Genomic DNA, 23,534 nt, shown 5'->3' with positions numbered 1-23,534 from the left:
AAATGAGAACATTTACGAAAGCAATATTATTATATTTTACAATAATTTTCACAAACAGTTGTATGAACAAGCAACAAAAATCAATAGAAATAGGAGCAGCAGACATTTTAGGAAATCCTGATTACCCGGCAATTTCATACGGAGGTTATAGACAAAACACACGAGAAATAGTTCCCTCTGTAGCTGAGCTGAAAGAAGATATGAAAATCTTATCTGCAATAGGGATAAAGCTGATACGAACATACAATTCTCAACAATTTTTGCAAGTTTCCAATCTGTTGGAAGCAATTAGTCAATTAAAAAATGAGGATTCAGATTTTGAAATGTTTGTTATGTTAGGAACCTGGATAGAATGCAAGGGAGCATGGACCGAAAATCGCAATCATTCTTTGGGAAATTTGAAAAATAATAATGCTGAAATTCAAGCTGCCGTAAAAATGGCAAACGAATACCCTGATATTGTCAAGATTATTGCAGTAGGAAACGAAGCTATGGTCAAATGGGCAGTTCAATATTTTGTGCAAGCCAAAATTATCCTTCATTGGGTCGAATATTTGCAAAATTTAAAAATGAATGGAAATTTACCTGCAAATATTTGGATTACAAGTTCTGACAATTATGAATCCTGGGGAGGCCGCGACAAAAGTTATCATACCGAAGACTTATCTAAATTGATAAATGCAGTCGATTATGTGTCACTCCACACGTATCCATTTCACGACAGCCACTACAATCCAACTTTTTGGATGGTTCCGGCAGAAGAGGAAAAACTCTCTACAGTAGAAAAAATTGATGCCGGAATGTTAAGGGCAAAAAATTATGCAATATCTCAATTTCAAACTGCGGCTGATTATATTTCCAGTATAAATACAGAAAAAACCATTCATATTGGCGAAACAGGATGGGCAAGCATTTCGTCTTCTTTATATGGAGAGGGTGGTTCGCAGGCTGCCGATGAATATAAACAAGCACTATTTTATAAACATATGAGAGACTGGACATTAGAGGCTGGAATGTCATGTTTCTATTTTGAGGCTTTTGATGAGAAATGGAAAGATAAAGCTGATACTTTGGGTTCAGAAAATCATTTCGGACTAATAAAATTAAACGGGCAAGCAAAATACGCATTGTGGGATTTAGTCGATGAAGGAATTTTTGAAGGATTGACCAGAAATGGAATTTCTATCAGCAAAACATATAATGGAGATGAAACCGTGTTTTTTTCTGAAATTCTTCCGCCGCCTTCAAAAGCTGAAATTGGGGATAAATCAATTACAACAACAAATATTAATCGAAAGCCCGGAGAAACTGTTTCGGAAAATACCTATGTTGTTCTTAGTGAATCTTTAATTCCTGATGAAACTAATGATATGACATTTCCATGTTCTGAACTAAAATTAAATTCATGGGAGGGAACTTGCGATATCGAACTGAACTCTTCAAGAATAATAAAAATTACCAGCGGACATGGAGATTGGTGGGGTTGTGCAATAGAATTAGAATCTGATGGAATTGGTGAGGATATGTCGAAATTTGTAAACGGAAATTTAAATTTTGAAATTAAAGGAAACACTAATTCTTCCTTCAAGCTTGGGTTTCAGACAGGTATATTTGCAAAAGGCACGCAATCAAACAACTATGTAATTTTTTCACCAGAAAGTAAATATCGAATAAAAGAAAACTGGGCAAGTTTTTCTATTCCAATTGCTATATTAGAAAAAGGAGCAAATTTAAATGATTTAACCGCTCTTTTGTTTTTTAGAGGAGTTGAAAACTTTGATGGAAAACAGATTTTTGTAAAAAATATTTATTATTCAAGATAGTCATACATTTATAAAAATTTATTAAAACTTTATAGGATGAGCAATAATTCAAAACTATCATTCAAAGAAAAATTCTCATACGGATTGGGAGATACTGCTTCTCATTTTTCTTGGGATATGGCTGGTATGTTTTTGTTTTTCTATTTTACAGATGTATATGGAATTTCAGCTGCTGCTGCCGGAACAATTATGATGGTAGCCCGAATTTGGGACGCAATCTCAGATCCTATGATTGGAATAATTGCTGACCGCACAAAAACAAAATATGGCAAATTTCGTCCATACATGTTATGGTTTGCAGTTCCATTGAGTGTCTCTCTCGTTGTGTTGTTCACTACTCCGGATTTGGAAGAGACCGGAAAAATAATTTATGCTACATGTGCATATTTGCTGCTTAGTACATTTTATACAGCTGTAAACCTGCCATTTTCAGCACTCTCCGGAGTTATGACTGCCGACCCGGGGCAAAGGACTTTGCTAAATCAGTATCGTTTCTTTCTCGGATTTACAGGAATGTTCATTGTTAGTTTTACAATGTATTTCAAAAATCTATTGATTTTAGATGATGTTTTAGCTTACGCAAAATCTATTAATCTTTCGCCAAAAGCATTAGATTTCATTAAGCTATATAATTGGGCAGATGCCAAATTGTTAGACTCAACCGGAACTCTGCAAGGAATGATAACACAATTTGAGCAAAATGCTTTTCAACTCATTGCAATTATTTTAGGTGTTTTGGGAGTTATTCTGCTTTTAATCTCATATTTTTCAACAAAAGAAAGGATAGAACCTCCAAAAAATCAAAAAAGCAATCTGAGAGAAGATATAAAAAATGTTTTCGGTATGAAAGCATGGATTATCCTATTTGTTTTAGGAATTATAACATTCGTGCTAATTCTCTTGCAAGCTGCAGTGATAAATCAATATTTCAAATATTTTATTAAATCTGAAAACGATGCAACTATCCTTTATACTTCAACTACTATAGCTTTAATAATTGGTGTATTGCTGGCTCGTCCGCTTACCAAAAAATTTGAGAAACGCGATGTTTATATTGTTTGTTCGGCTATTGCCGGAATATTCACTATTGCATTGTATATTCCTGGTCCCGAAGATTTCTATATGCTTCATACAATTAACATTTTATCAAAACTGGCTATTGCACCAACAATACCTCTACTATGGGCAATGATTGCCGATACAGCAGATTTTTCTGAGTGGAAAAACAACAGGCGAGCAACCGGACTATTTTTCTCGGCAACTACTTTTGCACAAAAACTTGGTGGTGGAATTGCAACCGGATTGGCTGGATTTATTTTAACAATAGCAAACTATGATGGAGCTGCAATTGAACAAACCGATGAAGCTATCCTCAGTTTGAGATTACTTTTTTCAATTATACCAGGAACTTTATATCTAATTACAGCAGTTTTACTTTTCTGGTATAAACTTGACGATAAAACTTTAGAAAAAGTAAAAATTGAATTGGAAGCAAGAAGAAATGGCAATTAAATTAATGCAATTTTGATCTTTATATTATATTTTATGAATAACTTTAAAAATTAATGAATTAATTAGTAACTAAAAATTGACAAAATGACAAAATTATTTACAATTTCTGCAATTTTATTAATTGCAACAATGCTTAATGCACAATCAATCTACAATGATTTTGATGGAAATCAAAATGTAGATTTTATTGGATGGCCAAATGTTCCTGCAATGGTAGCAAATCCCGATCAAACAGGTATCAATACCAGCGCAAATGTTGGAGAATGGCAAAGATCGCAAGAACAGTGGGCACATGTTTATGGCGAACTTGCCGATTATATAAGCTTCGATTCAAGCTCTATTTTTCAGCTAAAAGTTTATTCACCTATTGCCTGCGATGTGCTTTTTAAACTTGAAGATGCTGCAAATGCTGGGATTTTTGTAGAAGTGAGTGCAACTGTTTCAGCAGCTAATGTTTGGGAGCAGATAGAATTCGATTTTGCAGGCTCACAATCCGGTATTTATAATAAAGTTGTAATTTTCTTCGACTTTTCTTCCACTACCGACAATCTTTTCTATTTTGACGATATTGTGGGTCCATCATTGGGAATAGCCGTAGGTCCTAAACCATTATTAGCTGGAGATGTACAGGATAATTTCGAAAATGACGGATGGTCAACTATTAACACTTGGAAATTTCAAGATCCCGATTTAGTAGATATAACAATCATTGCTGACCCTGTTGAACCTACAAATCAAGTTGTTGACTATAATCGCACAGGTGTTTTCGAGTGGACTAATACTCAATTTGTCTTAGAACATAGAATGGACCTAAGTGAAAAGAATTTATTCGATTTGAAAGTATATTTCCCATCGAGCAATGATTATACAGGCGATTTAGCTCCCACAGCAGCAATCAAATTGCAAAATAGTTTGCTAGGAGGAAATGCATATACTACTCAAACAGAACTAATTGACACAGTCATCCTTTTTGACCAATGGCTAACTCTTACTTTCGATTTTAGCTCTATTGCCGATAGTGTAAACTATGACCAAGTGGTTGTTCAATTTGGTGGTGAAGGACACTTTGCAACAGGCCAATTCTATTTCGATGATATTGAATTATATAGCCTTGTTGCAGGCCCAAAACCATTGTTAGCGGCTGATGTGCAAGACAATTTTGAAAATGACGGTTACGGAACAATCAATGATTGGAAATTTCAGGATCCGGATTTAGTGGATTTGACAATAGTAGCCGACCCTGTAGATGCAAACAATAATGTTGCAGAATACAATCGTTCGGGCAGCTTCGAATGGACAAATGCCCAGTTCATTTTAGATCATAGGATGGATCTTACTTCTAAAAATATTTTCAGTATTGATGTGTATTTTCCGTCAACTAATGATTACACCGGAGATTTGGCTGCGACAACTGCCATAAAATTGCAAAATAGCTTGATGGGAGGAAATGCGTGGGCTTCACAAACCGAGATAGTTAACACAGTTAGCGATTTTGACCAATGGGTAACTCTCCAATTTGATTTCAGTACAATTCCCGATAGCGTAAACTACGATCAGGTGGTTGTTCAATTGGGTGGTGAAGGACATTCTTCCAGCGCAATGTTCTACTTCGACAATATTGTTTTGGCAGAACCATCTGCAATTGGAGAAAACAATTTTGAGACAATTCAATTATCTCCAAATCCTGCATCAGATTTTTTGAATATCAATAATTCAGAATTGGTACAATCTATTGAAATTTATAATATTTTAGGTAAAAAAATAAATATTCAAGAACTAATTAGCAACAGATTGAACATAAGTAATCTTGATGCTGGTTTATATTTTATTAGAATTCAAGAAACTACCGGGAAAGTATTTAGCGGACAATTTCTTAAAAACTAATATCATCATTTTTGAACTTTACTGAAGGTTTTCTATAAAGTTTATTATTTATTTAATGTATCTTTTTTTATTAAAAGAAAAAATTAGGAGTTCTTTTTTGAGGACTCCTTTTTGAATTTAAAAGACCATATATTATCTGATAAAACTAATTGTTATTATTTTTAGTCAGAGCTTAAATAGTAGTGAGATAGTGACTCAAAGCCACCCTCTCACTTCATCAATTTCATTCTTCAAAAATAAAATCAAACACCAAACCATAGAAAAACTTCATAAATATTACTATAAAATGCAATAATTAAAATTAGTCTCGTCTTTACATATATCTTTGAAAATAGAGTTGGAAAATTTTGATACTGACTTGATATGGCATAAAATTTGTAAAGTCCAACGCTTTTTTAATAAAATATTAACAATAAATCAGACATTTTACTAAATCAAATTTATAGTTTTACAAAAATTAATAATAAAGAAAGAGTAATGAATAAACGAGTATTAACTGTAATAATATCAATAATTGCAATTCTAACAATTTCAGTTTCCATGATGATGCTTTTTGCTAGCATGAAAGAAGAGCAGCCAAGAGTTGAAAAAGAAGAAATGAAAAAATATATTAAAGTTGAAAGTATTAAATATTCAACTTTAAGTTCAAGCGTCGAGGCGCATGGCAGATTAGAGTCGCGACAATATATTGATTTAAGTGCTGAAGTTCAAGGGAAAATCCTTTCAGGAAAGATTTCTCTAAAAAAAGGACAAAGTTTTAAAAAGGGCGATTTATTGATGAAAATTTATAGCGAGGAGTTTATACTGGCTCTGCAATCGAAAAAGAGCCGTTTTCTAAATTCAATTGCCAACTTGTTGCCCGATTTGAAAATTGATTATCCGAATATTTATGAAGAATGGTCAGATTTTTTTGTTGCAATTAAAATGGATAAACCCCTGCCGGAAATTCCAGAAACTAAAACTAAACAAGAAAAGATTTTCCTTGCCAGCAGAAATATTCTAAGCGATTATTTTTCGATAAAAAGTGACGAAATCCGACTTCAAAAATATTCAATTTATGCACCATTTAATGGCTCTTACACTGATGTTTTTGCCGAAACTGGAGCAATAGCATCCCCGGGAATACGATTAGCTACAATTATTCGTACTGACGAATTAGAACTCGAAGTCCCGCTCGAAATTGAAAATGCAAAATGGGTTAGAGTTGGACAAGAAGTGGAGGTTATTGCAGCCAATCATAAATTGCCATGGAAAGGAAAAGTGGTTAGAAAAGCAAATTATGTAGATCCTACTACACAATCTGTTAGCATTTTTATTAAAATAGTAAATAACAAAAATCTTTTATTAAAAGGACAATATTTAAAAGCTCGTTTCACTGGCATAGAAATGGAAAATGTAATGGAAATTCAAAGATCTTATGTTAATAACAATGATGAAGTTTTTACGATTGAAGATAACAAACTGAAAAAGAGAAAAATAAATGTTCATAAAATAAATGAAAAAACTTTGCTTTTCTCAGGATTAGAAGAGGGACTTAAGATAGTTGCAGAAGCACTTGTAAATCCCATTGAAGGTACCGAATATGAGATCATTAATTGAATTATTAATTTCTAATTTCCAAATACTTATCACTAATCCTCTTAATAAATGAGAAAACTTGTAACAATATTCGTAAAATATCCATTTTATGCAAATTTGATAATTGCCGTTCTACTAATTGGAGGTATAATCAGCATCTCAAGTATGAGAATGTCATTTTTTCCTGAAACTTCCTCAAAAAATATTTTCGTTTCAGTAGCCTATCCAGGAGCCTCGCCAATAGAAATGGAAGAAGGAATTACCACACGAATTGAAGAAGCCATAAGGAGCATTACCGGAATTAAAGAAATTAATTCTACCTCTATGGAAAATTTCGCTACTGTAACCATTACAACCACAGGAGATTACGATTTAGACGAGACATTAATGGATGTGAAAAATGCTATTGATGCGATAAATTCTTTTCCTACAAATTCCGAAAAACCAATTGTATATAAGCAAAGAAATATTACGATGGCTGGTTTTATGGGTTTATCGGGCGATGTCGATCTGATGACACTTCAAAAACTTGCCGAAGAAATTGAAAATGACTTTTTAAATTCTGGAATAGTATCGCAATTGACCATTACCGGATTTCCTGACTTGGAAATATCTGTTGAAATTACCGAAGAAAATTTGCTAAGATATAATCTTACATTCAGCGAAATTGCAAATGCTATTGCTCAGAACAACATTGACTTATCCGGCGGAATGATAAAATCTGATGAAGAAGAAATTCTTATTAGATCGAGGTCGAGAAGCGTTGATCCTGCAAAAATATCTGATATTATTCTGAGAGCAAATCCTAATGGTAGTTTTTTGCATATCAGAGATGTAGCAACAGTTAAAGTTCAATTTGCCGATGTTCCTGGCGAATCTTTCATGAACGGCAAACAGTCTGTTTCGTTTCAGGTGAATAAATTGCCAAACGAAGATTTAAGTACAATTTCAGAATATATAAACAACTATGTTTCAGAGTTTAATGCAAAACACGATGCAGTGAAACTTGATATTACATACGACTTTCTTGAAATGCTTAAACAAAGACTATTGCTTTTAAGAGACAATGGTGGTATTGGTTTAATATTAGTGATTCTTGCACTTGGTTTGTTTCTTAATTTCAGACTTTCGCTATGGGTAGCCTGGGGTATTCCGGCTTCATTTTTTGCTATGTTTATGGTTGCAAATATTTATGGAATTACTATCAACATGATTTCTCTTTTTGGAATGATACTCGTTATCGGAATTTTAGTTGACGATGGGATAGTTATTGCTGAAAATATCTTTGCACATTTCGAAGCAGGAAAAAGTCCAAGGCGGGCTGCTATAGATGGAGCAATGGAGGTGATTCCTGCTGTAGTAACCTCAGTTTCAACAACAATAGTTGCATTTTCTCCATTATTTATGCTTGGAAGCATGATGGAATTTATGTTTGAAATGGCATTTGTTGTAGTTTTTAGTTTATTCTTTTCGCTTTTTGAGGCATTTTTTGTATTACCTGCACATCTCGCAAGTCCCCACGTTCTACGCCATGAGAGACGTTCAGGACGTGGAATGAAAATTAGAAGAAACTTAGACAAAGGAATTAATTATGTAAAAGAGAAAATCTATGGATTTTTATTGATAAGAATCATAAAATTCCGCTGGGCAATGGTTTTTTTGCCATTAGGCTTGTTTACTATCACAGCCGGTTTGTTTCAGGGTGGATTCATTCAATATACATTTTTCCCAAGTATTCCGTTCGACCAATTTAATATTGATGTTGCGTTTAAACCAGGTACTGGAGAAAAAATTACTTTTGAATATGTTAAGAAATTCGATGATGCAATTTGGGAGGTTAACAAAGAACTAAAAGAAGAATTAAGCGACACGGTTGATTTTGTAAACTATACATATATGTCTGTTGGAATGGCTTTCAACGGGCAAGAAACCGGTTCACATGCAGGAAATATTTTTGTTCTTCTTCGCGATTTGGAAGACAGCGGTACATCAAGTTTCGAAATTGTGAATCGTGTATCTGAGAAAATTGGTGAAACTCCACAAGCTGAAAAATTTTCGGTAGCCGGAAGAAATACTTTTGGCGATCCAATCTCAATTAGTTTGCTCGGCGAAAATTTTGCAGAACTCAATCAAGCAAAAGGTTTTCTTGAAAATGAAATGAGATTAATGCCAACCCTGACAAATATTACTGACAATAATGCGGTTGGTAAACAAGAAGTCAGATTGAAGCTAAAACCTAAAGCATATTTCTTGGGTTTAAATCAAATATCAATTTCTAATCAAGTTCGTCAAGGATTTTATGGCGATCAGGCACAGCGTCTTCAAGATGGTAGAAATGAGTTGAGGGTTTGGGTTCGGTATCCAAAACAAGACCGATTAAATATTGGTCAATTAGAAAAAATGAAGATAAAAACTCCTGCAGGAAATTTCCCCTTGTCGGAATTGGCAGAATATACTATCGAACGAGGTCCAGTTTCAATAAAACGATACAACGGACAACGTGAAATCAGAGTTACAGCAGGAGTAATAGATCCTTTAGAACCAGTCCCACCATTACTTGGAAAAATAAAAACTGAGATTATACCTGTATTATTAGAAAAATTCCCATCGGTGAGAGTTGACTATCTTGGGCAACAGAAAGAAACAAACGAAGCCATGGGAGACCTGCAGAAATATTTTGGAATTGCTTTATTAATAATAATATTAATCATTACAGTTCATTTCAAATCCGTTTCTCATGCTTTAATTATTATCCTGATGATTCCGATGGGATGGCTTGGTGCAATATGGGGGCACGGTTTCGAAGGAATTCCTGTTTCAATGCTTAGTACCTGGGGAATGGTTGCCCTATCGGGAGTAATTATCAACGATGCTGTTGTGTTTCTGCAAAAATATAACAATCTGTTATTAGAAGGAAAAAAAGTATTGATTGCTGCACAACTTGCAGGAAAAGCTCGTTTTAGAGCTATTCTGCTTACAACCATAACAACAACTGTAGGCTTATATCCAATCATTTTGGAAAAAAGTTTTCAAGCACAGTTTCTCCGTCCTATGGCAGTTTCTTTAGCCTATGGCGTAATGATTGGGACTATTTTTATACTTCTGTTTTTTCCGGCACTTATTGTTGGCATTAACGATGTGAAAGTTTTGATAAGATGGATACGAACAGGTAAAAAGCCATCAAAGGAATCTGTTACAAAAGCAATAATTCATAAAAATGTAACTGTTGATTAAGTTTGTTTAATTTGAATTGTGAATTATGAATGAAACTAAGGTAAAATTATTTGATCAGAACAAAGTTCGCACACATTGGAGCGAAGAAGATGAGAAATGGTATTTTTCTATTGTGGACGTAGTTGGAATACTTAGCAACCAAACTACCCGTCATGGTAGCAGAAACTATTGGAAAGTCCTAAAACATAGGCTTTTAAAAGAAGGTAACCAAACGGTTACAAATTGTAACCGTTTGAAAATGCAAGCAAGCGATGGCAAAATGCGAATGACCGATGTAGCTGATACAGAACAACTTTTGCGACTTATACAATCTATTCCTTCGCCAAAAGCTGAGCCTTTCAAACAATGGCTGGCAAAAGTTGGTACAGAAAGAATTGATGAAATTGACGATCCTGAATTGGCTTTTGATAGAGCAATGGAAACCTATCTGAAAAAAGGTTATAGTAAAGATTGGATAAATCAGCGTTTCAAAAGTATAGAAATTCGCAAAGAACTTACTGACGAATGGGACGAAAGAGGTGTGAAAAAAGGTTTGGAATATGCAATTCTTACCAACGAAATAACAAAAACATGGAGCGGTTTTACCACAAAAGAATACAAAGATTATAAAAATCTCAAAAAAGAAAATCTTCGCGATAATATGACAAATTTGGAACTTGTTTTCAATATGCTTGCCGAAGCTTCAACTACAGAAATCTCAAAAAAGAAAGAACCTGAAAATTTCAATGAAAATAAAGAAGTAGCAAAAGAAGGCGGCAAAGTAGCCAAAGCTGCCCGAAAACAATTAGAAAATACAACCGGTAAAAAGGTAATTAGCGATCATAATGCAAAAGCAACAAAAAAAGAAGAAAAAAACAGACTTAAAAGCTAATAATTATTAAACTAATAGAGGTTTCAAATAAGATAATACTCATTATCAGGTATATCCAAAGCTTTATTCGAATAAAAATTACATAAATCCAATGCAGCAACAAGAATATTTTGAGTTTATTTCGGAAATAAAAAATGTAATAGTAAAAAGTAGATATAAAGCAGCATCGTTAGCAAATAGAGAAATGCTCTTACTCTACTATTACACAGGCTCTAAGCTATCCGGGAAAATTAAAAAATCTAATTGGGGAGCAAAAATAGTACGAAATATTTCTGATGATTTGCAAAAAGAATTATCAGGATTGAGAGGTTTTTCATATAGAAATTTGCAAAAAATGAAGCAATTTTATGAAGAATACGAAATATTCAAGGATGTTTTACTATCTGCAATGAACCATGAAATTATTATTGTGCCATTGGCAACGGCACAATTCGCAAATAGTGAATTTATGCCGTTGCTAACTGCACAAACCGGCGAAAAAGAATTATCAAGGCAAATTGAAAGGTTTGCTGAAAATAGGCTCCTCAAAATAGGCTTTACCCATCATATAACATTAATTAACAAATGTAAAGACTTAAAAGAACGATTCTTCTATTTGCAAAAAACAATAGAGCACCAATGGAGTAATTCTACACTCGAATATAACATTAATAGCCAATTGTATGACCTGAAAGGCAAAATAATAAATAATTTCGACAAAACCTTACCTAAAAACTTGCAAAAACATGCAACCGATGCCTTCAAAGGCGAATATCTACTCGATTTCATAAATATAGATGAGGAAGATAATGAAAGAATAATAGAAAATAAAATTGTAGTGAATATAAAAGAATTCATAATGTCATTAGGTAACGACTTTTCATTCATTGGTAACCAGCATAGAATGATAGTTGGCGAGGAAGAGTTCTTCATTGATTTACTTTTTTTTCACAGGACACTACAATCGTTAGTGGCAATTGAGTTGAAAAGCGGAAAATTTAAAGCCGAATACGCCGGAAAAATGAATTTGTATTTATCAGCATTGGACGAATACCTAAAAAAAGAACATGAAAACCCGTCAATTGGTATAATCCTTTGCAAAGAAAAAGATGACAAAGTAGTAGAATTTGCATTTCGAGATTTTAACAAAGCAATGGGTGTAGCAAAGTTTAAGACAACTAGAAAAATTCCGAAAAAGTATAAAGGAATGCTACCTGATACCGATATATTAAAAAAACTATTATAAAAAATGAGTAAACCCTCTCATCAAAAAAATAAGTAGAATAATTAATTGATAATCAAAGTCATATGTTAAGAATAAAAAACCTTATTTTCATCCTGTTCATCTCAGCGAATATATTTTCCCAACAAAACCTGTCGCTGTCCGAGGCAATTATAAAAAGTTTAGAAAATAATTATCAGGTACAAATTTCGGAATTGAATTTAGAAATTGCAAAAAATAACAATTCGTGGGGACAGGCCGGCAGATATCCAAGTCTGGCATTTAGTCTGGCTCAAACAAACCGTTTCGACGATGCTCCAAGCCAAACCGGTACAGGCAACGATCAATATTCGTCGAATATGATTATGCCCGGCATTCAGTTAAACTGGATTTTATTCAATGGATTTTCAATAAGTCTGAACAAAAAAAATCTGCAATTGCTTGAAGATATGACCGAAGAGAATTTTTCCATTGTAGTTGAAAATACAATTCAAGCAGTAGTTTTGGCATATTATAATGTGCTTGTAGAAAATGAGAAACTGGATATTTTGCAAGAAGTAAAAAGTTTGTCGAAAGACAGATATGATTATTTGCTCGCAAAAAAGGAGTTAGGAAATTCGGTTACATATGAAGTTTTGCAGGCAAAAAACTCATTTTTGAGCGATTCGTCTAATGTTTTGCTGCAAAGTCTGAATTTGAAAAATGCAAAAATGAACCTGAATTTATTGCTTGGAGAATCAATTGAAACTAATTATTCTTTAACTAATAATTTAGAAATTCCGACTGAGGATTACGAAATTTCTGACCTTACATCAAAAATGTTTGCCAATAACAAAAACTTGAGAAATCAATATATAAATCAAAAAATCCTTAGAAATAATATTTCTCTAAAGAAAAGTTCACTTTATCCTACAATTTCTTTAAGCTCGGGCTACGATCGTTTAAATTCAGCTATAAAATATGAAGGATTGGACAGAATGACCAGTAATTCTTACGATTATTATGCAAACTTTGCTTTAAGTTACAATTTGTTTAATGGCGGAAATGTAAAAAGAGCCATCAAAAATGCACGAATTGAGCAAGAAATTGGCGATATTCAACTTGAGGAAATAAAAAATAGTTTAAGTATTCAGCTAATAAATACTTTCGAGTTTTATAATATTCGCAAACAACTGTATTTAGTTTCTGAAGAAAGCATGAAAGCAGCAGAGTTGAATCTTCAAATCTCTAATGAAAAATTTAAATCAGGAGCAATAAATTCGTTTAACTTTCGCGATGTACAGCTTATTTATCAAAATACTGCAATCAATAAATTGGAAGCCATTTACAATTTGATTGATTCTAAAACCGAACTTCTTCGATTGACCTCGGGCATTATTTCCGTTTATAAATAGCTATTCTTAAAATCCTACTTAAGCTTTTTCAGCATTTTTTCAGCATTTTCGTTGTCGGGATTTAATTTCAGCGATTTTTTATAATATTTCATCGCTTTTTCCTTTTCAGTTTTCATCAAGTAAGCTTCAGCAAGGCTGTCGTAAACATTCCAAGAATTGGGATATTTCTGGGCATTCATTTCAAAAATTTCCAAAGCCTTATCAGTATTTTTGTTTTTGTATAATTCGTTGTATCCCAGCATGTTTAAAACGTCTTCAGGAATTTCGACATTGTAGCCTAAAGCCGCTGAAAGCTTTTTATAATGCTCTTTTATGGCTGGCAATCCTTTGGCATATGTTTCTTCAGAAAATTGCCATTTCTCGAAAATGCTTTTTATTCCATAATAAAAACTTATGTGTGGAGTAGTCATATGACTTTCGTCTTCGAAACTTTTAAAATTGAAATTTAGATTTTTCGGATTTTTTTTGTGAATTATTGACTTATATTGTTCAATTGAAGGCAGGTATGATTTTTCATCTGCAAGTGTCATGAAAAAGTTAGTCATGTTTGCAAAACTTTCGGGTAGTTTTTCCTGTGTCATATTCACCACAAAATCGTTGTCGAACGCAAGATAAGGGCTGATTGCCATATAAGAATTAAATAATTCGGGCTTTTTCAGCAAAGTATAGCTTGCAAAAACGCCACCAAGCGAATGCCCGACAAGAATTCTGTATGGCTCTGTATTGAAATTTTTGTCGATATATGGTATCAATTCATCGGCAAGAAAATCTAAAAACTTATCGGCACCACCAGTAGTTTTTATTTTTTCGATAGATGTTGGAGTAAAATCACGATCTCTGTTTACATTTCTAATTCCTACAACCAACATATTCGGAATTACTCCGTGCGATGCCAAATAATGCACCAAACTCGCAACATGCCTAAAATGCGATTCGCCATCTAACAAATAAATTACCGGATATTTGTAATCGAACATTTGTGAATTAATGGGTTTACTAATAAGTAAAACCCTGTCCTCGTCAAGGATTTTCGATGAAATTTTTATTGATTCTCCAATTTCAACTTTCTTGCTGTGTTTGCCTTTTTTTTGAGAATAAATATTACTATGAAAAGCAAGGCTAAAACTTAACAACAATCCTACGAACAAAAAATAAAACTTTTTCATATTTCTTTTCTTAATTAATAAATAATTTTCATCCATTGTCAAATTATTGACCAAAACATTTACTTATTTACTATGCTTGCATATAGCTATAAATAAACATTTATATTCTTCTACTTGCGTTCGTTTCCGAACATTACTGTTCGATTTCGTACTATTAACAATTTATTTTTCATTTCTATAAAAAATAATTCATTTCTCAGACAACGAAACTTAAAGCAGTTTTGTCAAATAAGCAAATTGAATCGAGGATAAATATATTGATATTTTGAGTAGATTTTTTTGTAATATTGCAGGTTTTGTGAATTGTAAATTATGATTTTTTTCATAAATAATATTAGGTTGATAATTAATAAATAGTAAATAATAATAAAAATTAAATAATATGAAAAAGTTTAAAACCCTATCTATTCTCATTTTATGTATGAATTTTCTGTTTGTAAATAGTTCATTTTCACAACAAAAAGGCGAAACATTATCAATTGTCGTAAAAAGCCCTGACAACTTTTTTGTTGATGAAGGTTCGGATTTTTATGCCTCTTTCATTTTTAAAGGCATCAATGACAATTTCAATACAAAAGAAATTACATCGAAAGTAAACGCACTTGATGGAGTTTTTAAATTCGGAATTAAAAATTCGTCAGACAAAATTGCAAACCAAAGAAGATGCTACATCAGACTAAAAAAGGATAATTATTTAAGAACATTTTCTAAGGTACTGATTTATATGAATGTTCAAAAAGTAGAAGTGAACGATAAATTGATGGATGCTGATAAGTTTATTCTCAGTTTGAAAAAATAGTAAATCTATTAAACTGAAATTTAGAACATACAAGTTTTAATTTCTTTATTGATAAAATATTTAATATCAATTATATAAAAATAAATAATGATGAAAAAGAAAGTTTTTAAATTAGTGAACAAAGTTGGTATAAGTCTTTTTGTTCTATTGGTTTTTGCAAATATTCAGGCGTTTTCTCAAAGTCCTATTATTTGGGCAAATCCAGGCATCGAGCAAATTCCAACTACATATACAAACCCAAATCTTGACCCAGATCCAATTTTTATTTTTTGTGCTGAAGTTGGGCAGGATTCAGTTGGTGAACTAAATATTACAGGAGGATATGCAACATGTACATATACATGGGGAAAGTACGATGAAGATGATCAATCGCCAACATACCAACAATTTGTAACAATTCAGGATTGGGGAACAGGATTTACTGATAATATCACAAATATACCTAATGGGTTTTATCAAGTGGTTGTGAATTGTGGTGGAACGAAAACCTGTGCAAGAGCTCATGTTTTTATTAATCAAAGCATTGTAGAATTTGATGCAATTGCTGCTGGTTGCGATACATTTTCGCTTACAGGTGGCTACATTGACGAAGTTAATGATATAACAATTTATGACCCACCTGCCAGCCCGTTCATAGTAGATTCTTTAACTGAAATTACAGTTTGTTTTTCGGCAGACCATACTTATGTTTCCGATTTGGGATTTTATCTCGTAGCTCCCGATGGTGTAACTACCGTTGAACTTCTTCCTTCAGTTGCAGGCTGGAATAACAGTACTACTCTTGATGCTTCACAAGTTCTTTTGTGCGACTCAAACGAAGTAAATACTAATTGTAATAGCGGAAACGATGTTGACGAATTTTGTTTTTCTACAGGAGCGATAAATAGTGGTTTACCTTCATTAACACCTGGCGATCCGTATATGACTGCCTGTGTTTGCAATATGTCAACACCACTTAGCGGAACATTTGCATCTGCCGGACCTTGGTCGCCGCTTTGGTTAAATGGTTCGTTCAATGCAGCAGAAGGTGGTTGGGCAGTACAAATCTATGACTGTATTGGTGCTGATGTTGGATTTTTAAGCGAAGTTTCAATTACTTTTAAAGGTCAATCGGATTGTGGATTAACAATCATCGACTATGATTCAGGACCAATAAATTCTGCTATTAACGATAATTCTTGCGATCCGACAACAGCATCAATTTATGTTGTTCCGCTAAAACCAACAAGCAGTTATGTGCTTCACGATTCTGTTACTGCAAGCTGGTCTTGCTCGCCGGTTACTTGGGACCCTTTATGGGGAAGTCAGGATTTTTATACAAATCCAAATCCATTTATTAATCCCGAACCTACTACTACTACTACTTTTACATTAACAATACAAGATCATCTTTATGATACTCTTGGAAACGAAATTACTGGTTACACTCCTTGTCATCCTTCAGCATCGAATACCTACATAACACTTCCTACAGATGCTAGTATTTTATCATTTCCATCAGTGATTTGCCAAACCGATCCTCCTGTTCAATTAATCCCCGAATATTATGGTGGAGTATGGGAAGCTTGTGGTTCCGGTGCTGCTTCCGCCTGTATTTCAGGTGGAGGATTTTTCTTTCCGGCAATTGCAAACTTAGGTCCTAACGAAATTTGCTATGAGTTTGGAGGTGTTTGTCCGAGTGATACTTCGGTAATTATAGATGTTGTTGATGCTCCAATGGTAATTAATCTGATAGAAACCTGCGATCCAACTAACCAATTTTATACAGTTCAATTTCAAATTATTGGAGGAAATCAGGCAAGTTATTATATTTGCGATACTAATGGGTTTTGCACTCCTTCGGCTGTAGGAACCATTAATGGAGGAATCTTTATTAGCGATCCGATACCTTCAGGAACCGCTTATGTATTTATAGTTGATGATAACTTTAGTTGTAATCCTGTAACAGTTTCCGGATATAAAAATTGTGGTTGCACTTCATGGGCTGGAACAATGCCAACTACACCAATTGAAGTATGTCAATATCTTCCAATTTTGTCAGAAACAAATGCAGATACAACATATGATGGAAACGATGGATTTGAGTATTATCTACATACAAATCAGTTTGGAACTTTTGTTGGTTCAGATATAATTGCTCATAATACCACAGGACAATTCTATTTCCAACCCGGAAACATGGTTTACGGACAGTGGTATTATATTTCAGGAGTAGTTGGAAATAATATTGGCGGATCAGTCCCTGCAAGTAATTTAGTTGATATTAATGATAATTGCTTGTCAGTTGCTATAGGAACACCAGCAAGATGGATGGAGCTTCCAATTGCAAATGCAGGACTTGACCAACAAATATGTGGTGAAACAGTTCAGCTTATGGCAGACACTACTCAAAATTATGTAGGAATAGGTGCATGGGACGCATCTGTTGCGGTGAATTGGGCTCCAACCTATGATATTCCGGATCCATCCGTAACCATTTCTGACTTCTTAACAAATGCAAATAATAATCCAATTAATACAAATGTAGTTTTTACCTGGACAATAACTAATGGACCTTGTACTCATTCCGATAATGTTACTGTTACTTATAAACCAACTCCAACAGCTTTCGCTGGAAATGATACCACAGTTTGTGGACTTACAGTTGATTTAAACGCCATTTATAGCCTTGGTGGACCAACAGCAAGTTATGGAAATTGGTCTGGTTTAGGAAACTTTGGCGGTGGTGGTGTAAGCTCTCCGAATGCCTATTTAACAGTTTACAATTTTGGTCAATTCACTTATATTTGGAGAGAAAACAATGAAGAATGCTTCGATCAGGATTATGTAACTATTGAATTTTTACAAAATCCTAATGTTGATGCCAACCACGATGATACAGTTTGTGGAAATTCCTACGATTTAAATGCTATTTCCACTATGGGAGTAGGAGAGTGGCTTGGACCTTCAGGCTCTAATTTCGTGAATCCGGCCACACCCGGAGTTTCAAATAGTGGTGTAAATATGCCAAATGCAACAGTAATTCAAGCTTATGGCACAACTTCTTACACAGCAACTTATACATGGCAAGAAGCTAACGATTTTTGCAATTCGCAGGACGATGTGCATATAACTTATGCAGTTTCGCCAACATCCTGGCCCGGAACAAACGATGAAATTTGCGGAAATGTTTACGAATTTTCGGCAGATGTAACCGGTATGACCTACGATGAAGCTACCTGGGGTACAGACCTTCTTGTAGCAACATACGACGATGCACACAACCCGGAAGCAGAGGTCTCAATTCCTAATACCGGTTCTATGCCCGGTGCACCAATAAGTGGTAGTTTTGGAGATACTTCACATGTTGCGGTTCCTTTTGTGTGGCAAATAGAATATATGAGATGTGTTGATATTGACACTGTTTGGATAATATTCTACCAAATACCAGTTGCAGATGCAAGCTATAACTTCCCCACACAGGAGGATACTATTTGCGGATTGGAATACGATTTTAATGCTATATATACTATAGGAGCTTCAACCGGACAGTGGGTTATGTCCACAGGCTCAGGAACTGCAAACTACCTGAATGGAGACAATGCTGATCCAAATGCTCATGTTACTGTTTCGCAAGAAGGAACTAAAATGTTTATCTGGACCGAAAGAAATTTTTATAAACCAAGTTGCCTTGATAGAGATACTGTTTATATTCATTTTGTTGACTATCCGCTTGTAGATGCCGGTGTAGATACGTTTATTTGTGGTTTAGATTACCAGTTGAATTGCACTACTGGAGGCGGAGAAGAAGGCCAATGGATGCAAAACAGCGGTGTTTCTTTCCCAAATGGTGATTATATGAATGCTTTTGCGGAAATTCATGTTGGTAGTAGTAGTGGAAATCCAACCTATACACTCGTTTGGACGGAATCCAATTGGCACTGTATTGGAACAGACTCGGTTGATATAACCTTTATGGAAGTTCCTGACGCTACGATTTATTGGCAATGGCCTGATCCGCAAATTCCTTCGATGGATTGGAGTGACTCAACAGTCTGTGGATTATTAGATTCATTATTATTAAGTGCCGAACCTGTTACAAACCCAAGTGCTACAGGATATTGGACAGGACTTGATGTAGATTTCTTTCCGAATCCGAACGATATAGATGCTGATGTACTTGCAGGTTCATATGGAGTACATGAAATTTGGTGGGTGATTGATAATATTGAAGCGGGAGGAGATTATCTTTGTAGAGACTCTTCTGACTATCCAATTGTAATTAATTTTATAGAGGTGCCTGTCGCAAATGCCGGTGGACACTGGAATTCTTTAACAGACGTAAATACTGATACTTCTTGTGGCTATTCATATATTTTAGATGCGATTCGCTCTGTTGATACTGCCTATGGGTATTGGTCAACTGATAATGGAGCAAATATAAATTTCAGACACGATGAAGATTCTGTAGCATACGATACCGTTGATGTTAATTTCCTTAGCTACGACAACCCAACCCAACCATATTATGAATTGGTTTGGAACGAGGATAATCAATGGTATGGGCAATCTTATGGATGCGCTGATAAAGATACTCTTGAAGTTACATTTGCTCCAGTTCCAGAAGGAATATATACAATATTTGATCGCCCGTTCTGCTTAAACGGTGAAGATCCATTATCTGAATATGCACGAGTTCGTGCAAACGATGATTTTGACGATTACAAATATATTATAGATTGGGATTGGGGATTAGATAATGGAATTCTTGATACTGCTGCTAGTGGTGTAACAGCTGATAGTATTGGGCAAGGAGAATTTTGGATTACATGGCCAAATTCAGAAGCTGCTGATGAACATTACCTTACTCTGATAACTCAGAATAATTTTTTATGTTTTTCTTCTACATATGTTGATACCATTGTTGAACCCGATGCGGTTTACAGAGAAGAAGAAATAAAAGAATCTTATTGTGGTGGGGCAAATGGAGAGATTTTCTTGTCACCTACAAATGGAGAACAAGTTAATAATTATGTTTGGTTAGATACTTTGTTTAATGGCTCTGTTGACGATAACCAAATTGAATTGTTACCTGGAATATACACATATTCAGCAAGAGCAAAATCGACTTTAATACCAAATCCTGAAAACTACAAATGTGTTGATACCTTTACTGTAGAAATTGTAGATACCGGATATGTAATTGCTGACTTCGAATTTGTTAATGAAGAGGATACTGATGGAATTGCACCTCATATGGTTGGTTTATCAGATGTTTCTTACTGGGAATGGACTGATCCTGAAGATTCTACTACAATTACAGATTATGAAGTTGGAGATGGATTTGAATGGCGTTTTTACTATATAAAATATGATACAAACTATGCCGATTTACTGCATCCTGCTGAAATATTCCCTGATGAAGACCCATATATATTTCCAAATGGCGAAGAGATTATTGAAGGAAGCGACCCTCAGGTAGAATTTACAAAAGCAGGTTACTATAAATATATGTATGTTGTAACAAGCGAATTTGAATGTACCGACACCTTAGTTGGCGGGTATATATTTACTGATGCCGAATCTATGGTTGAATCTTCAAATGTTTTCACTCCGAACGGAGATGGCGAGAATGATGTTTTCAGATTCCAAACAGAGACTTTACAATTTATGGAGGGATATATTTTCAATCGCTGGGGAAAACAAATCTTTTCCTGGACATGGAACGAATCGGAAGACGAGCCGGATCCAGGTTGGTGGGACGGAAAATTAGATAGCGGAAATGAAGCCTCACCCGGTGTATATTTTTGGGCATACAAAGCAACTGGAAAAGACGGACATACCTATGAAGATAAAGGTGCTGTTCATTTAATTCGAGCGAAATAGATTTTACTGAAAAAATGAAAAAGGCACATAATTAAATTATGTGCCTTTTTTATTTAAAAACTATTTTGGTTTAGTTAGACTTTATATATCATCACATTAATATTCATGCCGGCACCTACTGAGGCAAAAACAATAGTATCACCATTGTTGATTTCATGCTGGTCTAAATTTCCTTTTATAATCAAATCGTACAAAGTTGGTACTGTGGCAACAGATGAATTTCCTAACCACGAAATTGTCATTGGCATAACATTTTCAGGAATATCAGTAATTTCATAAAGTTTATAAAGTCTTTTTAAAATTGCATCGTCCATTTTTCCATTTGCTTGGTGGATAAGCACTTTTTTTATCTCACTAATATGAATGTTGGATTTTTCAAGACAATCTTTTATTGCTTGCGGAACATGTTCAAGAGCATATTGATAAAGTTTTCTTCCATTCATTTTTAAATAAATATCATATTTATTTTCAATGTCAGGATTATATGATTTGCCCATATACAACATTTTCGAGTACAAGAAGGTATCGGAACGTGTTTTGTGAGCTAATATCCCAATTGGATTTTCGCTTTTTCTTGATTCTAAAATAGTTGCCCCTGCACCATCGGCATACAACATACTGTCTCGGTCGTGAGGGTCAGAAACTCTTGATAAAATATCTGCACCAATTACAAGTATTTTTTTAGCATCGCCGGATTTAATAAAATAATTAGCCTGAATAATTCCTTGCAACCAACCCGGGCAGCCAAAAGGGATATCATATGCTACGGTATATGGGTTTTCAATTTCTAATTTGTGTTTTACCCGAGCCGCAATACTTGGTACAATATCTAATCTTTTATTTTCGGTTTTTACATCGCCAAAATTGTGAGCAACAATAATATAATCTAATTCTTCTTTATCAATATCGGCAGATTTAATAGCTTCAATAGCTGAAAAATAAGCTATGTCGGAAGTTAATAAATCGTCAGAAACATACCGTCTCTCGGCAATGGTTGTAATTTGCAGAAATTTGTCGATTATTTCCTGAGTGGGTTTTTCTATTTTACTACCATCAGCTTCGTAAAATTCATTATTTAAAAAATCTTCATTTTTTATAGTTTTTGGTGGTATATAATTTCCCGAACCTGTAATTACACTGTAAATATTATTGTTCATATTTGTTGTTAATATTTAATAAATTGGCTTTATTAAGCCATTATTGTCTGTTTTGAATGATAAAGGTTTCGATTTCTATATTTATTTAAATAATATACATCTGATATTTTCATAACAATATTAATATTTCAATCAAGTACTTAAGAATCCATTCATCAAAACGCAATAAATTTACAAAGGAAAACTATTTTAGAAGAAATCCAATATTCCTTTAAATTATAAGTCTTGTAAAAAGTGCGTTTGGAGAATCTGTAGTACGTATGTTTGCAATTAGTTGTGAGTATTTATAAAGCCAGCAAAACAAAATAAACACTATCAATTACATTTGCCATTCTTCTGATATCGAGAGTATCCAATTTGTCTCCTCTATTATGATAAGGGGACTTCTAAAAATATCAAATTTCAAGACGTAAGAGATTTTAAAACCGCAGTTTACCATTGTAAATGAGGATTTTAAAATTTTGAAACAACGAAGAAATTTGCATTTTTAGATGTTCCCATAATTATTATTCCTATAAAAGACTGTGTCCGTAATCATCATTGCGTCATAACCAAATCCCCAATAATTAAGGTGGTCTGAAAAATCTATTCCGGGCAAATAGCTTGGACCTGTAAATATTTTTGTCCTAATAAATTTAAAGTTCAGCAAATTATACTTCTCTATGGAAATATTTATTTGAATTTATTTTCCGGTGAGCAAAAACTTAATTCCATCAAATTTTAGATTAGCATTCCAAATTATATTTTTTCTGGGTCGGTGAATGTCTTTTTCTTTTTTGAACAGTTGCCACCAGCTTTGTTTAGCTTCTATATCTTCGATTTCCTTAATATCTTTGTCGATACTTCTGAAAATATCATTAGTGTTTATTGTGTTGAGTCCGTTTTGTGGAATATTTGAAATGAGTTCGCGGCACGAATTTACTTTTGTCATATATTCGTAAAACTCATTATCAGTAATTTCTCTACATGTCATATCCTTTCCAACAGCAAGTAGGTCATCTATTTCATTCAGTGCTTTTTCTTTAATTGACATAGCAAGCAACAACAAAA

13 protein-coding genes are annotated in these 23,534 nt (G+C 33.9%); 10 read left to right on the top strand and 3 right to left on the bottom strand.

Annotated elements, in window-relative coordinates:
• Nucleotides 1-2: 2 nt before the first annotated feature.
• The 8 genes from HN894_07035 (at nucleotide 3) to HN894_07000 (ending at nucleotide 13,497) form a co-directional block, all read left to right on the top strand.
• Nucleotides 3-1,823 (top strand): exo-beta-1,3-glucanase, encoded by a 1,821-nt coding sequence (locus HN894_07035; protein ID MBT7143077.1) that lies wholly within the window; start codon nucleotides 3-5, stop codon nucleotides 1,821-1,823.
• 36 nt (nucleotides 1,824-1,859) lie between these two features.
• Nucleotides 1,860-3,335, top strand: a complete 1,476-nt coding sequence (locus tag HN894_07030) for an MFS transporter (protein ID MBT7143076.1) — start codon at nucleotides 1,860-1,862, stop codon at nucleotides 3,333-3,335.
• 84 nt (nucleotides 3,336-3,419) lie between these two features.
• On the top strand, nucleotides 3,420-5,219 hold the full coding sequence (locus tag HN894_07025) for a T9SS type A sorting domain-containing protein (GenBank protein ID MBT7143075.1): 1,800 nt from the start codon (nucleotides 3,420-3,422) through the stop codon (nucleotides 5,217-5,219).
• A gap of 477 nt (nucleotides 5,220-5,696) precedes the next feature.
• Nucleotides 5,697-6,818, top strand: coding sequence for an HlyD family efflux transporter periplasmic adaptor subunit (locus HN894_07020; protein ID MBT7143074.1), 1,122 nt, complete (start codon nucleotides 5,697-5,699; stop codon nucleotides 6,816-6,818).
• A 48-nt stretch (nucleotides 6,819-6,866) separates the two neighbouring features.
• Complete coding sequence (locus HN894_07015; GenBank protein MBT7143073.1) at nucleotides 6,867-10,031, top strand: efflux RND transporter permease subunit; 3,165 nt, start codon at nucleotides 6,867-6,869, stop codon at nucleotides 10,029-10,031.
• A gap of 25 nt (nucleotides 10,032-10,056) precedes the next feature.
• Nucleotides 10,057-10,902: a hypothetical protein gene (locus tag HN894_07010; GenBank protein MBT7143072.1), complete on the top strand. Its 846-nt coding sequence runs from the start codon at nucleotides 10,057-10,059 to the stop codon at nucleotides 10,900-10,902.
• Between the two features lie 91 nt (nucleotides 10,903-10,993).
• A complete protein-coding gene (locus tag HN894_07005) occupies nucleotides 10,994-12,127 on the top strand; it encodes a DUF1016 family protein (protein ID MBT7143071.1) in 1,134 nt (377 codons plus the stop codon).
• A gap of 62 nt (nucleotides 12,128-12,189) precedes the next feature.
• The gene (locus tag HN894_07000) at nucleotides 12,190-13,497 is read left to right on the top strand and encodes a TolC family protein (GenBank protein MBT7143070.1); all 1,308 of its coding nucleotides are present in this window, start codon (nucleotides 12,190-12,192) and stop codon (nucleotides 13,495-13,497) included.
• Nucleotides 13,498-13,511: 14 nt separating this feature from the next.
• Here HN894_07000 and HN894_06995 read toward each other — a convergent pair whose 3' ends face one another.
• Nucleotides 13,512-14,663 (bottom strand): tetratricopeptide repeat protein, encoded by a 1,152-nt coding sequence (locus tag HN894_06995; protein MBT7143069.1) that lies wholly within the window; start codon nucleotides 14,661-14,663, stop codon nucleotides 13,512-13,514.
• Nucleotides 14,664-15,045: 382 nt separating this feature from the next.
• On the opposite strand from HN894_06995, the gene HN894_06990 reads away from it, so the two are divergent.
• On the top strand, nucleotides 15,046-15,462 hold the full coding sequence (locus HN894_06990) for a hypothetical protein (protein ID MBT7143068.1): 417 nt from the start codon (nucleotides 15,046-15,048) through the stop codon (nucleotides 15,460-15,462).
• An 87-nt stretch (nucleotides 15,463-15,549) separates the two neighbouring features.
• A complete protein-coding gene (locus tag HN894_06985; protein MBT7143067.1) occupies nucleotides 15,550-21,327 on the top strand; it encodes a hypothetical protein in 5,778 nt (1,925 codons plus the stop codon).
• Between the two features lie 74 nt (nucleotides 21,328-21,401).
• Here the strand turns inward: HN894_06985 and HN894_06980 are convergent, their stop codons facing one another.
• A complete protein-coding gene (locus tag HN894_06980) occupies nucleotides 21,402-22,484 on the bottom strand; it encodes a ketoacyl-ACP synthase III (GenBank protein ID MBT7143066.1) in 1,083 nt (360 codons plus the stop codon).
• Nucleotides 22,485-23,166: 682 nt separating this feature from the next.
• Entirely contained in the window at nucleotides 23,167-23,526 is a 360-nt protein-coding gene (locus HN894_06975; protein ID MBT7143065.1) for a hypothetical protein, read from the bottom strand.
• Nucleotides 23,527-23,534 lie beyond the last annotated feature (8 nt).

It is taken from the genome of Bacteroidota bacterium (genome assembly GCA_018692315.1).
Taxonomy (GTDB): Bacteria; Bacteroidota; Bacteroidia; order Bacteroidales; family JABHKC01; genus JABHKC01.
This window is presented reverse-complemented; position numbering and strand designations above follow the sequence as displayed.

Coding starts and splice junctions, on each gene's coding strand:
- HN894_07030 (MBT7143076.1), top strand. CDS start 1,860: ATGAGCAATAATTCAAAACTATCATTCAAAGAAAAATTCTCATACGGA.
- HN894_07020 (MBT7143074.1), top strand. CDS start 5,697: ATGAATAAACGAGTATTAACTGTAATAATATCAATAATTGCAATTCTA.
- HN894_06990 (MBT7143068.1), top strand. CDS start 15,046: ATGAAAAAGTTTAAAACCCTATCTATTCTCATTTTATGTATGAATTTT.
- HN894_07015 (MBT7143073.1), top strand. CDS start 6,867: ATGAGAAAACTTGTAACAATATTCGTAAAATATCCATTTTATGCAAAT.
- HN894_07035 (MBT7143077.1), top strand. CDS start 3: ATGAGAACATTTACGAAAGCAATATTATTATATTTTACAATAATTTTC.
- HN894_06985 (MBT7143067.1), top strand. CDS start 15,550: ATGATGAAAAAGAAAGTTTTTAAATTAGTGAACAAAGTTGGTATAAGT.
- HN894_07025 (MBT7143075.1), top strand. CDS start 3,420: ATGACAAAATTATTTACAATTTCTGCAATTTTATTAATTGCAACAATG.
- HN894_07000 (MBT7143070.1), top strand. CDS start 12,190: ATGTTAAGAATAAAAAACCTTATTTTCATCCTGTTCATCTCAGCGAAT.
- HN894_06995 (MBT7143069.1), bottom strand. CDS start 14,663: ATGAAAAAGTTTTATTTTTTGTTCGTAGGATTGTTGTTAAGTTTTAGC.
- HN894_07010 (MBT7143072.1), top strand. CDS start 10,057: ATGAATGAAACTAAGGTAAAATTATTTGATCAGAACAAAGTTCGCACA.
- HN894_07005 (MBT7143071.1), top strand. CDS start 10,994: ATGCAGCAACAAGAATATTTTGAGTTTATTTCGGAAATAAAAAATGTA.
- HN894_06980 (MBT7143066.1), bottom strand. CDS start 22,484: ATGAACAATAATATTTACAGTGTAATTACAGGTTCGGGAAATTATATA.